We start from the raw sequence: 13,439 nt of genomic DNA on the forward strand, positions 1-13,439 counted from the left end.
ATCAAAGATATTAAACGTCTGGGCTTCGGTTTTAGAAACTTTATTAACTTTAGGAAGCGTGTTTTCATCACTCTGAACATACAAAAAGAGAAAACCTATCAGGTTCTCTCTAGATGTTAGCTTTTCGTCACCCACTACAGTTGACAAAGAGCCAAGATTATTTAGCTGAGATAGCTGCTTTAGCAATATAGCTAAGCGGTTGGTTAAAGTGTGGCAAGAAGAACAAATCAAGCAATTGAAGACGGTCAATAGTTACACCTTCTTGGATAGCCAATGAGAACATATGGATTCCCATAGAGATGTCCATGCGTGATACCATTTGAGCACCAAGAACTTTGCGTGTATCTTTGTCATAGACAATCTTGATTGTAACGTCTTCATTTTCATCTTCCATGAAGGCAGCTTTTTGAAGATCTGTTGATTCTACTACTGCTGGATTGAAGCCAAAGCGTTTTGCTTTTTCTTCTGTCAAACCAGTAGATACCATGTTCAAACCATAGATTGAGATACCATTTGATCCTTGAACACCGTTTGATTCAACATCGCCACCACCGGCATTATGACCACCGACAATACCTGAACGAACAGCGTTTGAAGCCAAGGCAATGTAGTTCACATCTTCAAGAGCATTGTCATAAACGGTAGCACAGTCACCAACTGCATAAACGTCTTTGATTGATGTTTCTTGTTTCTTATTAACAAGGTAAGCGCCATTACGGAATGTGTCCAATTTACCAGCACCAAGAGCTGTGTTAGGACGGAAACCTACTGCAAGGACAACCATGTCGACATCGTAAGCATTTTTATCAGTGACGATACGTTCAACTTTAGTATCTCCTTCAACTGCCTTAACAGTTTCACCAAATGCCAATTTAATACCGTGGCTTTCCATATTTTTAGCCATAAGTTCAGTCAAATCATGGTCATAATAACCAGCCAAACATGTATCAACAACGTCGATAAGGATAACTTCTTTTCCATGACGTTGGAAAGCTTCAGCCAATTCAACACCAATGTAACCAGCACCTACAACCGCTACACGTTTGATATCTTGAGATTTGTCGTTCAACTTATCAATAACTTCTTGAGCGTTTTGGAAAAGTTTAACAAATTGAAGGTTTTCAAGTGTTGCTTCGAAAGTACGGCTACCTTCTTTGATTTCAGCACCTTCGATTGGAGGCAAGATTGGTTGTGAGCCAGTAGCCAAAATCAATTTATCATATGATTCAACATGCTCTTTACCATCGACAAGAGCTGTGACAGTTTTAGCATCAAAGTCAATTGACTCAACTGGTGAGTTCATGTAAACTTTAGCACCTTTGCTTTCAAGACCTTCTTTTGTTGCATAGAAGAGTCCGTCTGAACCAGAAATCTGATTACCGATCCAAAGAGCCATACCACAACCCAAGAATGAAATGTTAGAGTTTTGGTCGAAAACAACTACTTCATTTTGGTCTCCGTAATTATCGAGAATAGTATTAATACTAAAAGTACCAGCGTGGTTAGCACCAACAACTACGATTTTTGACATAAGTTTATCCAACTTTCTTTTGATAATAGTTTACTATTTTATTCTACCATAATCGGAAAACGGTTACACCTTTTATGCTCAGACTTTGTTACTTTTTGAACAAATTAAGTTTCTATGCTCAAAACCCAAGTAGATCATGTCAAAATAGGTAGAAAAACACTTTATGATGACGGTTACCTTTCTTAACACCATCACTGTCTTACCAAATCCTAGAAAGTTACTTTGCTTTAAAATATAAAAAAAGAGTGAGTAACTTTCTCTTTAGAGAATGTCAACACTCTTTTATCTCTATACTAACTCATTAAAATCCCAAACGTCTGTCCAACCTTCATAAAATTCTGGTTCGTGACATACCATAAGGATACTGCCCTTGAAGGCCTGAAGGGCACGCTTCAATTCATCCTTGGCGTCAACATCCAAGTGGTTGGTAGGTTCATCCAGAACAAGAACATTATTTTCACGATTCATAAGGAGACAGAAGCGAACTTTAGCCTGTTCTCCACCTGAAAGCACTTGAATTTGGCTTTCAATATGCTTAGAGGTTAATCCGCATTTGGCTAGAGCCGCACGGACCTCAGCTTGATTTAAGGCTGGGAAGGCATCCCAAACCGCTTCAAGAGGCGTCTGACGTGACCCTTCTGCTTCTTGCTCGAAGTAACCTAGGTCAATAAAGTCACCTGTTTCAACTTCTCCTTCTAGTGGTTGAATAATACCAAGCAGGCTCTTAAGCAAAGTAGTCTTACCGATACCATTGGCACCCACGATAGCTACTTTTTGATTACGTTCGAAGGTTAGATTCAAAGGAGCCTTGGTCAAAGGGCGGTCGTAACCAATAACGAGGTCTTTGGTTTGGAAAATAAAACGTCCAGGTGTACGGCTTTCCTTGAAATGGAATTCAGGTTTTGGCTTCTCAGCCTGCAATTCAATAATTTCCATCTTATCCAATTTCTTCTGACGAGACATGGCCATATTTCGCGTAGCAACACGCGCCTTGTTACGGTTAACAAAATCCTGAAGGTCTGCAATTTCTTTCTGCTGACGTTCATAGGCAGCTTCCAATTGTGCCTTTTTCATAGCATAGACAGATTGGAAATTATCATAATCACCTGCATAGCGAACCAAGTCTTGATTTTCAACATGATAGACAATGTTAATCACATCGTTTAGGAACGGAATATCATGCGAAATAAGAACAAAGGCATTTTCATACTCCTGAAGGTAACGTTTAAGCCAGGCAATGTGTTCTGCATCCAAATAGTTGGTTGGCTCGTCGAGAAGCAAGATATCTGGTTTTTCAAGTAGCAACTTGGCCAAGAGAATCTTGGTACGTTGACCACCTGAAAGGTCTGTTACATCTGTGTCCATACCAAAATCCATGACACCAAGAGCACGAGCAACCTCATCAATCTTAGCATCTAATGTATAGAAATCACGCGTTTCCAAGCGATCCTGAAGCTCTCCTACTTCTTCCATCAGAGCATCAACATCAGCACCCTCTTCAGCCATAGACATGTAAATTTCGTTGATGCGTTCTTCAGTTTTAAAAAGCTCATCAAAAGCCGTACGAAGGACATCACGAACTGTCATTCCCTTTTCAAGAACTGCATGCTGATCCAAGTAACCCGCTGTAACATACTTAGACCACTCTACCTTACCTTCATCTGGTTGCAATTTTCCAGTAACGATAGACATGAAGGTTGACTTTCCTTCACCGTTAGCACCGACAAGACCGATATGCTCACCTTTGAGCAAACGGAATGAGACATTTTCAAAAATAGCACGGTCACCAAATCCGTGACTAAGATTTTTGACTTCTAAAATAGACATAGTATATCTGGGCTAAACCTGCTTTCAGCCCTTTCCTTTCTTGACATTAACTTTACTATTTTACCATTTTTTAGTGAAAATTTGGACCTCTGCTTCTGGAAAATTAAAAAGAAAAAGCAGGACAAACCTGCTAAATCCTTAATGTTTCTGTAAAATACGTTTGAAGACAGGATACAGGAGCGGAACTGCAATGATTGTCACTACTGATGTCCCAAAGGTCCCACCAATTTTAGTAAGTGCCAATGCCATGGCAGCATTTAGTGGTATAGCCGCAACGACACTATTAATAATCGTATACTTAACAAAATTCAAAATAATTTTGGTTACTGCAGCTATCACGCCAACAATAATGATGTTCATCATTTTGTCATTTGATTTGAGTAGCTTTTCAAAAACAAGATAGAGAACAAAACAAACAATCAAAGATTCTAAAATAGTAATCCAAACCTCAGCAGCATAACCATTGAAAATATCAAATAAGCCTAGGCCCACTGTTGCGACTAGCGCACCTTTCCTAGCTCCGAAAATCAACACAGCAATCACAACCAGAGCATTTCCCAAATGGACAAATTGAGGTCCAAAAGGAATACGAATGAACTGTACACTAACAATAATTAGAGCTGCGTACAAACTCAATTCAACTAATTCACGTGTTTTATCACTTTTCATTTTTCTCCTCCAATAGGGCATTAAAACCACTAAATAAATAACCGATATGGGGCTCATAGCAGAGACCATATTTTAAAGGACGACCACTAGCTAGGGTTGAAGACAAGACCTGATCCATGAAATCTAAGGCAAGATTAGCTACTTTTAGTAAATTCAGATGATGAAAATAGCCTGATGCCAAGACAGCTGTTACAAGATCTCCACTGCCATAAAAGTGAGACTTATAGCTTTTCCTCATAAGATAAGTCGTTTTATTGGTCTCTTTATCAAAATAAGCCAAACCAATTTTGCCTTCCTCGAATGAAATACCTGTTAAGACAACCTTCCGAGGTCCAAGCTTAGTCAAATCTCGCAGAAGCTTATCAACAGTGGCCTTATCATAGGAACCTACTTCTAGATAGGGAGAATCCGTTAACAAAGAGGCTTCTGTCAGATTGGGAATGATAGCATCTGCCTGCTGACAAAAATCTTTCATAGCTTCTACATATTCCATATCAAAACCTTGATAGAGACGACCATTGTCACCCATAATAGGGTCAACAAAGAGAGCTATCCGTTTATCACGAGCCAATTGACCTACAATTTTTAGTTCTTCTCTTGACTTAAAATAACCACTTACTAAGCCATCTACTGTAAAATCCAAGTGCTCCCACTGCTTATAGAATCCCTTCAGGTCATCCGTAAGATCCCGCATATAGATATTCTCAAACTCCCCTGTATGCGAAGATAAAAGAACTGTTGGTAAAGGAAGGACTTCAGTTTGACAGGCTGACATGATAGGGAGGCTACTAGTCAAAGCAACCTTACCCACCCCAACAAGGTCATTAGCAACAATCACTGTAGCCATCTATTTTTCGTCCCAAACTTTTTTAAACTGTTTAACAAATCCGGTATGGAAATAAATATAATAGGCCAAGCCCAAACCAATTATCGCAGCAATTACATCAAAAGGAATTTTCATAATAGCAACTGCTGGTGTTCCATAGATAAAGGCTCTTCCCAAACCATAACCAACTAAATCAATAATAGCTCCAAGCAAGAGACCTAAAGATGCCCTAGATTTGCTCAATTCTCCTAAACGCCCTCCAACAATGAGTGCAATAGCAAGAACTTGAAGGCCGTGTGTTACTAGAGTTACCCACATAGGAAGAGGGTAAAAAAGAAAATCTCCAATAAAGGAACCTACTCCCGCAATAATAACTGCTTCTGTAGGTGGGAAAATTAAACCAACTAGGAAAATAATAATCCCGTTAAAATAGAAATGGCCTCCTGGCACAGGGATAGATAAGAGACTCGAACTCAAAATAATGACAAGTGCCATGAAAAATGCAGAAATGGTTAAACGTTTTGCTGACATACCTAAAACTCCTTAGTCAATAAATATAGTATAAGTTTATGAAAATTCTGACGATTAAACAAGATAGTATTTCCATTACTGTATGGGTACAGATCTTGAGCAATAAAAAAACCACACGTTCGTGTGGTGATCAAACTTATTGAGCTTTTTTATCAAAATATTTGACAGGTGCCTTTTCAAGATTTTGTAGTGAAAGCTTGGCTGTCGCGTTTGCCTCAGTACCGTAATCAGAGAAATCAATGTTAAGATCATGATCAAAATCCGCAACGGCATAGTCAACAACGATTTCTTTAACTTCCTTAGGAGCAATCGTGGTTTTATTTGCAATCTTATCTCGGTCATCATCTTTAGAAAAGACTATTGTTGCCACCTTCACTTCTTCCTTCTCTTGTTTCACATCAAGGACTACCTTCATCAAAAGAGTGTAAGCATTCATGGTTTCTTTACTTGAGTTGCTAAGTTTATAGTGAACGCGTACAGCTTTTTGACCTTCTGGTGATTCGATTTTAGTTGCAGAAAGAACTTGTACACTTGCATCTTGTCCTGTAAATAGCATTTTGTTTTTATCGTAGGTCCAAGTAGGCTCTTTCTCGGGTGTACAAGCTGACAAACCGATAATGGTCAAGCATGCAAGAGCGAGAAGTCCTAAGATTTTCTTAAAAGTCATTCTTATAATCTCCTTAAACTTGTTTGGAAGGGGAATTTAGTTTTACCTTACAACCTTCTTATTATGTCAAAATCTAATAATCTTGTCAAATTTCTCTGGGCCTATTGCTCTGAGAAGGGAAGTAAGGTAAAATAAGGAAAAATCTGTAAGGGGTCAGTTATGAGTATTTATCAAGATATTGTCGAGACCATTATCAAAGATATCCAAAATGGTACTTTAAAAAAAGGGAGTAAGCTCCCCTCTATTCGTCAACTTAGCCAGACTTATGCCTGTAGTAAGGATACGGCCCAAAGAGCACTCTTGGAACTCAAGTATCAAAACTATATTTACGCCGTACCCAAAAGTGGCTATTATGTTCTCGAAGGACGCAATGAAGTCGATAATAAGGTCCTTCTTAACCTTAACGATTACAATCAATTGGCCTACGAGGATTTTAAGCTTTGTTTGGATGAAAGTTTGGCGGGTCATCAGGACTACCTCTTCAACTATTATCATGAACAAGCTGGACTCAAAGATTTGCTTGAAGCCTTAAAGAGTCGATTAATTGCTGACGATATTTATGTCAATTCGGACCAGATTGTCATAACCTCAGGAAGTCAACAGGCCCTCTATATCCTTTCACAGATGGATTTTGGTAATGGTGGCCACAAAATTCTTTTAGAACAACCTACCTATCATCGCATGAACCAGCTTGTTAACCGTCAAAATCTAGCTTACGAGACGATTAACCGTGGTTTTGATGGTTTGGATTTTGACCGCTTGGAAGAGTACTTTAAATCTGGACAGATTAAGTTCTTCTATACTATCAGTCGTTACTCCAATCCTCTCGGATTAAGCTATAATGCTAGCGAAAAAGAAAAGCTAGCCCAACTTGCCAATCAGTATAATGTTTATATCGTCGAGGATGACTATATGGGAGACTTTAGTGATAGTAAAAATCTCCCTATTCACTACTATGATACTCAAAATCAGACCATCTATATCAAATCCTTCTCCATGACCCTTTTTCCAGGTTTGCGCCTAGGTAGCCTTGTTTTACCTCCTAATCTTAAGTCTACCTTTTTGAGCCACAAGGGACTTATTGACTATGATACCAATCTCATCATGCAAAAAGCACTTTCCGTTTATCTCGAAAATGGCATGTTCCAAAAAAACATTAAGAAACTTAGTGACCTCTTTCAACAAAACATGGCTAAAAGTCAAGCAATCATTGACAAATCTATGGTTAGCATCCCTTATCAGATTTCCCCTAGACATGTGACCTGGCAACTTCCTAAGGAGTTTTCACTTGAAAAATTCAAAGCCCACAAGCAGATTCGTTTTTTAGAATCATCCTTTATTAGACCAACTTCTGAAACTTATCTTCAGATGGGTCATGGACAGGAACTGGAATCCTTTATAAAAATTTTAAAAAAGACAAAGTGACAATTAGACACAACAAAAGCCATCGCTTGATGGCTTTTGTTTATTTAGTCTGTTCAAAGCGAAGATGGACAATCACCTTGTCTCCATAACCGTTACGCTCCAAATCACGTTGTAAGCGATATGAAATGTAATGTTCAGCAATATTGATAAAACCAGCTTCCATAAGACGATTTTCAACCAATGACTGAATCATGTTAATGGTTGGGCGTTCCACTTGGGCGTCTTGAAGATCAAGCACTACTTTACGAGTTACTTGAGCTAGGTTTTGGCGCCAAGCATCATCAATAACATACACAGTCTGGGCTGCTTTTAAGATGGCTTGGTAGATTTTATCAGGATCAAATTCAGCAACTTGACCATTACGTTTTATAATTTGCATGGCTACCCTCTTTTCAAGTTTTTTTCTTTTATTATGCAGAGAATTTACATATTTGTCAAGTGCAAATCCCTGAAAGAGCTATCCAGACTGCTTATTCCCAGAATTTAGAAATGTAAACTGGTTTGCCATGTTTATCAAAGGAAAGCGTTGCAGTATAGGAATCTGACTCATGGTGCCGCATATAATTAGCGATTCTTTTATCACCGTTTATCAGGTGAATGTCATAAGTCTGCCCGTCAGAGCTTTCAAAGTGAGCATTAATTCTAGCACTACTCGTTTTTGACCCAACATGACTAATATCTATTTGTTCAACTTTGCCATCAATGGTTTTAGCTATAGGTCCTCCATAATCCTTGTAAATAGTGACGGTAGCTAAAACATCCTCAACCAAAACATAGGTCATTCCGAAAATAAACAGATAAACTATTGGGATGACAATGAAAGATAATTTACTTTGACAAAACTTTTCCTTCTGCCAAGCCCAGATATCTTGAGGTGACATGATTAAAAACTTCTTAACATACTGATGAACGAGTAACCTATAGACTAACACTAAAAATGTTAATTGCCCCAAGGGATAAGCAAAACTGGGTAAGCCATCAATAAGTACATTGACTTTATCAGATTCAAAAGTGTAATGTCCCCATACCCCGTCAAAGAACTCTAAAAACAAATTATCTCCTTTATGTAATATCGTCTAATCACTTAAAAATCCATCTTCTCAGATGGATTTTCTAATGATTAACGTACTTCTGCTTCGACCTTTTCAGTGAGAGCTTTAGTAATTTTTTCCATGTATTTGGCAACTTCTTCGTCTGTGAGGTTGTCATTTGGATTTTGGAAGGTAAGGCTATAAGCCATTGATTTCATACCTGCACCAAGTTTTTCACCTGCGTAAACGTCGAAGAGTTTAACGGAAACCAAGCGTTTGACTCCTGCAGAGTAGATAGCATCCAGAACTTCTTGATGAGTTATTTCTGCCTTGAGAAGAAGGGCAATATCACGTGATACTGCAGGAAATTTTGTGATTTCAACAAATGGTTGATCTGGTTGCAAGGCAGCTTCTACAGCACTAAGGTTAATTTCAGCCACATAAGTCTCAGGAATGCCATAGTTTTTGGCAGTTTGTGGGTGAACTTGACCAAGGAATCCAATAGTTTGACCGTCAAGCACAATAGCAGCTGTACGACCTGGGTGCATGCTTGCTAGGTCTTTTGTTGGTACATAGTCAACTGAAACTTCAAGTTTATCAAAGAGTGCTTCAACAATACCTTTGGCATAGAAGAAATCAACTGGCGTTGCTTTGGTTTGGAAATCTTTTTCAGCTACAAGACCAGAAATAGCGAAGGCAAAGGTATTGATTTCATTTGGCAATTCCTCTTTTGGATTACCCTTTTGTTCAAAGACCTTACCGATTTCGTAAATAGCAACGTTACTATTCTTACGGTTAACATTGTAAGCAACAGTATCAAGCATGCCAGAAACCATATTCTGACGGAGAGCTGAACGGTCAACAGTCATTGGCCACATCAACTCAGTCAAATTACTTGGTGTCGCAGCAAATTCAACGGCTTTTTCAGGTGTTGTCAAAGCATATGAGATGATTTCAGTCAATCCAGCACCTTCAGCAATGCTACGAACCTTACGGCGAAGTGCTTGTGTTTCAGTCAATTCACCGGCCGTTCCTGCTGCTTCTGGAAGTGTCGTAGGCAATTTTTCATAGCCGTAGATACGTGCAATTTCCTCAACCAGGTCTGCTTGGATACTGATATCCCAACGACGACGTGGTACAGATACTGTGAATTTATCGGCATCACCTGTCAATCCAAAACCAAGTTTCGCAAAGACATCTTCAATATCTGCAAAAGTCAATTCTGTACCAAGGCGAACATTTACATAATCAAGACTTGTAGAGACTTGAACTGGCTCTGTATCAACTGACCCCGCTTGAACACGGCCTGCAAGCACCGTTCCATTTGCCAATTCTTGCAACATTGCTGCAGCAAAATCAAGAGCTTCAAGGACAGTATCGTTATTGATACCTTTTTCAAAACGTGATGATGATTCTGAACGAAGGTTGAGACGACTACTTGTCTTACGAATTGATTTACCATCAAATACAGCAGCTTCGAGAACAACATTTTTAGAATTGTTGTCAATTTCAGTTGAAGCGCCACCCATAACACCTGCTAGGGCAACTGGTTTGTCAGCAACTGTAATAACAATATCTTCAGTAGTCAATTCACGTTCTTCACCATCGAGAGTCACCAATTTTTCACCCTCACGGGCATCACGGGCAACGATTCGTGAATCTTCAAATTTGTCCAAATCAAAGGCGTGCATTGGTTGTCCGAAGTAAAGAAGAACATAGTTTGTCACATCTACCACATTGTTGATTGGACGGATACCAGCATTCATAAGGAGGTTTTGTAACCATTGTGGACTTGGTTGAACAGTAACATTCTCAACCACACGGCTAGCATAAGTAGCCACTTTATCGCTTTCGATAGCTACTGAAATCTTATCAGAAGCTGGCTTTCTGTCTTCTGTGACTGTTTTGTCTGGGAAGTGAACAGATTTACCATAGATTGCAGCAACTTCATGGGCCACACCACGCATAGAAAGAGCATCCGCACGGTTAGGTGTGATTGACAATTCGATGATTTCATCATCAAGGTCGAGATACGGGAAAACGCTATCTCCAGGTACAGCATCTTCAGGCAAAATTTGGATTCCATCTGCAAATTCCTTAGGAATAATGCTATCTGGAAGTCCAAGTTCTGCCAAAGAACAGATCATACCGAGAGATTCCATGCCTCGAATCTTCCCTTTTTTAATTTTGTAATTGTCCGCAATGCGTGCACCAGGAATGGCAACAATTACCTTGATTCCAGCAGTGACATTTGGAGCTCCACAAACAATTTGACGTGGACCTTCAGCATCTCCTGTATCTACTTGACACAAGTGCAAGTGTGTTTCAGGCACATCTTCACATGACAAGACATGACCAACAACCAATTTAGACAAGCCTTCAGCAGGTGTTTCAACACCTTCCACTTCAATACCTGTCGTCGACATTTTTTCAGCGAGTTCAGCAGTGGTAACATCCACATCAACCAACTCTTTTAACCATTTATAACTAACTAGCATAATTATGATACCAAGCCCGTTAATAGCTCTCAGCAAAAATAGAAAAGGCAACGTTGGTGCATCAGCACTTAGGTGACTTTATCTTTTTTGCCCAGAGCTTAGGGCGGGTTCAAATCCTTTCTGTAATATAGGAATATGTATAGCTGATATAAGAGGAAGACGAACTGACACGTTTAATCGCCCTATAAACTCCTCTCTATCAACTTAATAATCGGTTTATAGTTTTAATTTAAGCAACCAGTCGCAGTCCACTTTACCATCACCGACCGGAAAATTGTGTTCTGCAAATTTTTCAAAGCCGTATTTATCATAAAAAATCTGTGCTTTGAAATTTCTTTCCCAAACACCCAACCAGGCCCAATCACAACCTAGATCACGGGCTTCCTGCAATGCAAATTCAAAGAGTTGCTTACCCAAGCCCATGCCTTGGAAGGCCTGACTGATATAAATACGCTGAATTTCAAAGGCATTGTCTAGGTGCTGCTCTGTTTGAGCAGAACCAACATTGGTCTTTAGAAAACCTGCCTTTTCACCATCAACGAGAATGAAAAAGTAACGCGATTCTTCATGAGTGATTTCATCTAAGAGGACTTCCTCAGAAAGTGCAGTGTCAAAGTAACCTTGCAACTGGGCTTCGGTATTATCATGAGCAAAAGTCTCTCTAAAGGTATCTTCGGAGATAACTTTTAATTCTGCTACTTCTTCCGGAAGAACCTTACGAATAACGACTGACATGACAACCTCCTAAACCTTATTTAAACTGTTCTGAGAAGCGAACATCCCCTTGGTAGAAACCACGAATATCGTTGATACCATAACGAAGCATGGCAATACGTTCTTGACCAAGACCGAAGGCGAAACCTGAGTATTCTTCAGAATCAACGCCTGACATCTCAAGCACTTGTGGGTGAACCATACCAGCACCGAGGATCTCGATCCAACCTGTCTTCTTACATACGTTACATCCTTTACCACCACACTTAAAGCATGACACGTCAACTTCAACTGAAGGCTCAGTGAATGGGAAGTAAGATGGACGCAAACGGATTTGACGTTCTGCACCAAACATTTTTTGGATAATCATTTCAAGCGTTCCCTTAAGATCACCCATTGAGATGTTTTTACCAACGACCAAACCTTCGATTTGGTGGAACTGGTGACTGTGAGTCGCATCATCTGTATCACGACGGAAAACACGTCCTGGTGAGATCATCTTAAGTGGACCTTTAGAAAAATCGTGTTTATCAAGTGTACGAGCTTGGACAGGACTTGTGTGTGTACGAAGCAAAATTTCTTCCGTAATATAGAAGGTATCTTGCATGTCACGGGCTGGGTGATCCTTAGGCAAGTTCATACGTTCAAAGTTATAATAGTCAGTCTCAACTTCAAAACCATCAACGATTTGGAAGCCCATCCCCAAGAAAATGTCTTCGATTTCTTCAGCTGTTTGGCTAAGAATATGACGATTACCGAGTTTGACTTGGCGTCCAGGAAGGGTTACGTCAAGACTTTCAGAGTCAAGTTGTGCTTGAATTTTAGCAGCTTCAACAACTTTAGCGGCTTCGTCAAAAGCTTCAGTCAAAACGTCACGAACTTCGTTGACCATTTTACCAACTTTAGGGCGTTCTTCATTAGGAAGGTCTTTAAGCCCCTTCAAAAGATCCGTCAAAGAGCCTTTTTTACCCAAAACTGCAACACGCAATTCTTGTAATTCTTTAGAGTGTTCACCACGCATTTCAGCCAATTTAGCCTGCGTTGATGTTTTCAACTCTTGCAATTGTGTTTGTAAATCCATGAGATTCCTTTCTGATGTAACAATTTCGAATCGCAAACAAAAAACCACATGCCAAAACTCCAACCCGGAGCGTTGACACGCGGTACCATCCGTTTTTTATCTGGTTACCCAGACCTTGATTCGTCAGTCGTTTTCATGAGTGAATTCGCCGAACTTCCCTTGAGGAGGCTTCCAGTCCATGACCTCCAATCCCTGTCAATTTCCATAAGGTTACTAGTCTCTACGACTTCTATTCAATTACTATCAATTTTACCAAAAAAACAAAAAGCTTTCAAGAGCTGACAAAGAATCCTTTAGTTAATGCCAAAATGGAAAATATGTCTAAGATAATTGACATACCTATATAAATTTGCTACAATTATGTCAGATATAGTTGACATAATTGATAAATTGCGACTTACAGCAACACATTAGCTTGTCTTTCAGAAGGAGGCCCATTATGAATCATGTCAGGGAATTTAGAAAGAATTTAGGGCTTTCGCAATTAGAACTTGCAAAGTCTATTGGTGTTTCCCGACAGACCATTAACATGATTGAGAATAACAAGTATAACCCAACACTTGAGCTCTGTCTTAATCTAGCTAAAGCACTAGATACTGATCTTAACAGTCTCTTTTGGGATGGAAATTGCGAATAGAA

General features: G+C 39.4%; 13 protein-coding genes. 2 read left to right on the plus strand and 11 right to left on the minus strand.

Annotated features, from left to right (window positions below):
* Positions 1 to 157: 157 nt before the first annotated feature.
* From nox to HMPREF2867_RS10140, 6 genes are all read right to left on the minus strand, one after another.
* Positions 158 to 1,531 (minus strand): H2O-forming NADH oxidase, encoded by a 1,374-nt coding sequence (nox, locus tag HMPREF2867_RS10115; RefSeq protein WP_070577314.1) that lies wholly within the window; start codon positions 1,529 to 1,531, stop codon positions 158 to 160.
* Between the two features lie 288 nt (positions 1,532 to 1,819).
* A complete protein-coding gene (locus HMPREF2867_RS10120; protein WP_004182134.1) occupies positions 1,820 to 3,358 on the minus strand; it encodes an ABC-F family ATP-binding cassette domain-containing protein in 1,539 nt (512 codons plus the stop codon).
* 138 nt (positions 3,359 to 3,496) lie between these two features.
* Complete coding sequence (locus tag HMPREF2867_RS10125) at positions 3,497 to 4,027, minus strand: ECF transporter S component (protein ID WP_070577315.1); 531 nt, start codon at positions 4,025 to 4,027, stop codon at positions 3,497 to 3,499.
* On the minus strand, positions 4,017 to 4,874 hold the full coding sequence (locus HMPREF2867_RS10130; protein ID WP_070577316.1) for a pyridoxamine kinase: 858 nt from the start codon (positions 4,872 to 4,874) through the stop codon (positions 4,017 to 4,019). The genes HMPREF2867_RS10125 and HMPREF2867_RS10130 overlap by 11 nt, the downstream gene beginning before the upstream one ends.
* On the minus strand, positions 4,875 to 5,384 hold the full coding sequence (locus tag HMPREF2867_RS10135; RefSeq protein WP_070577317.1) for an ECF transporter S component: 510 nt from the start codon (positions 5,382 to 5,384) through the stop codon (positions 4,875 to 4,877).
* Between the two features lie 136 nt (positions 5,385 to 5,520).
* A complete protein-coding gene (locus HMPREF2867_RS10140; RefSeq protein WP_049545157.1) occupies positions 5,521 to 6,051 on the minus strand; it encodes a DUF5067 domain-containing protein in 531 nt (176 codons plus the stop codon).
* Positions 6,052 to 6,210: 159 nt separating this feature from the next.
* Between HMPREF2867_RS10140 and HMPREF2867_RS10145 the strand changes: the two genes are divergently transcribed.
* On the plus strand, positions 6,211 to 7,476 hold the full coding sequence (locus tag HMPREF2867_RS10145; RefSeq protein WP_070577318.1) for an aminotransferase-like domain-containing protein: 1,266 nt from the start codon (positions 6,211 to 6,213) through the stop codon (positions 7,474 to 7,476).
* Positions 7,477 to 7,516: 40 nt separating this feature from the next.
* Here HMPREF2867_RS10145 and HMPREF2867_RS10150 read toward each other — a convergent pair whose 3' ends face one another.
* The 5 genes from HMPREF2867_RS10150 to pheS form a co-directional block, all read right to left on the minus strand.
* Entirely contained in the window at positions 7,517 to 7,855 is a 339-nt protein-coding gene (locus HMPREF2867_RS10150) for an ATP cone domain-containing protein (RefSeq protein WP_002887879.1), read from the minus strand.
* A 91-nt stretch (positions 7,856 to 7,946) separates the two neighbouring features.
* Complete coding sequence (locus HMPREF2867_RS10155; RefSeq protein WP_070577319.1) at positions 7,947 to 8,528, minus strand: hypothetical protein; 582 nt, start codon at positions 8,526 to 8,528, stop codon at positions 7,947 to 7,949.
* A 68-nt stretch (positions 8,529 to 8,596) separates the two neighbouring features.
* The gene (pheT, locus tag HMPREF2867_RS10160; RefSeq protein WP_070577320.1) at positions 8,597 to 11,005 is read right to left on the minus strand and encodes a phenylalanine--tRNA ligase subunit beta; all 2,409 of its coding nucleotides are present in this window, start codon (positions 11,003 to 11,005) and stop codon (positions 8,597 to 8,599) included.
* A gap of 216 nt (positions 11,006 to 11,221) precedes the next feature.
* Positions 11,222 to 11,740, minus strand: coding sequence for a GNAT family N-acetyltransferase (locus tag HMPREF2867_RS10165; protein ID WP_070577321.1), 519 nt, complete (start codon positions 11,738 to 11,740; stop codon positions 11,222 to 11,224).
* A gap of 16 nt (positions 11,741 to 11,756) precedes the next feature.
* Positions 11,757 to 12,800 (minus strand): phenylalanine--tRNA ligase subunit alpha, encoded by a 1,044-nt coding sequence (gene pheS / locus HMPREF2867_RS10170; protein WP_004182138.1) that lies wholly within the window; start codon positions 12,798 to 12,800, stop codon positions 11,757 to 11,759.
* 439 nt (positions 12,801 to 13,239) lie between these two features.
* On the opposite strand from pheS, the gene HMPREF2867_RS10175 reads away from it, so the two are divergent.
* On the plus strand, positions 13,240 to 13,437 hold the full coding sequence (locus HMPREF2867_RS10175) for a helix-turn-helix transcriptional regulator (RefSeq protein ID WP_037611417.1): 198 nt from the start codon (positions 13,240 to 13,242) through the stop codon (positions 13,435 to 13,437).
* The last annotated feature ends 2 nt before the right edge of the window (positions 13,438 to 13,439 follow it).

Origin of the sequence: Streptococcus sp. HMSC064H09 (assembly GCF_001812625.1) — a bacterium.
In the GTDB taxonomy this organism is placed as follows: Bacteria; Bacillota; Bacilli; order Lactobacillales; family Streptococcaceae; genus Streptococcus.

What these genes read in the sequence shown, in the direction of transcription:
- nox (WP_070577314.1), bottom strand. Translation starts at nt 1,531, where the DNA reads ATGTCAAAAATCGTAGTTGTTGGTGCTAACCACGCTGGTACTTTTAGT.
- HMPREF2867_RS10120 (WP_004182134.1), bottom strand. Translation starts at nt 3,358, where the DNA reads ATGTCTATTTTAGAAGTCAAAAATCTTAGTCACGGATTTGGTGACCGT.
- HMPREF2867_RS10125 (WP_070577315.1), bottom strand. Translation starts at nt 4,027, where the DNA reads ATGAAAAGTGATAAAACACGTGAATTAGTTGAATTGAGTTTGTACGCA.
- HMPREF2867_RS10130 (WP_070577316.1), bottom strand. Translation starts at nt 4,874, where the DNA reads ATGGCTACAGTGATTGTTGCTAATGACCTTGTTGGGGTGGGTAAGGTT.
- HMPREF2867_RS10135 (WP_070577317.1), bottom strand. Translation starts at nt 5,384, where the DNA reads ATGTCAGCAAAACGTTTAACCATTTCTGCATTTTTCATGGCACTTGTC.
- HMPREF2867_RS10140 (WP_049545157.1), bottom strand. Translation starts at nt 6,051, where the DNA reads ATGACTTTTAAGAAAATCTTAGGACTTCTCGCTCTTGCATGCTTGACC.
- HMPREF2867_RS10145 (WP_070577318.1), top strand. Translation starts at nt 6,211, where the DNA reads ATGAGTATTTATCAAGATATTGTCGAGACCATTATCAAAGATATCCAA.
- HMPREF2867_RS10150 (WP_002887879.1), bottom strand. Translation starts at nt 7,855, where the DNA reads ATGCAAATTATAAAACGTAATGGTCAAGTTGCTGAATTTGATCCTGAT.
- pheT (WP_070577320.1), bottom strand. Translation starts at nt 11,005, where the DNA reads ATGCTAGTTAGTTATAAATGGTTAAAAGAGTTGGTTGATGTGGATGTT.
- HMPREF2867_RS10165 (WP_070577321.1), bottom strand. Translation starts at nt 11,740, where the DNA reads ATGTCAGTCGTTATTCGTAAGGTTCTTCCGGAAGAAGTAGCAGAATTA.
- pheS (WP_004182138.1), bottom strand. Translation starts at nt 12,800, where the DNA reads ATGGATTTACAAACACAATTGCAAGAGTTGAAAACATCAACGCAGGCT.
- HMPREF2867_RS10175 (WP_037611417.1), top strand. Translation starts at nt 13,240, where the DNA reads ATGAATCATGTCAGGGAATTTAGAAAGAATTTAGGGCTTTCGCAATTA.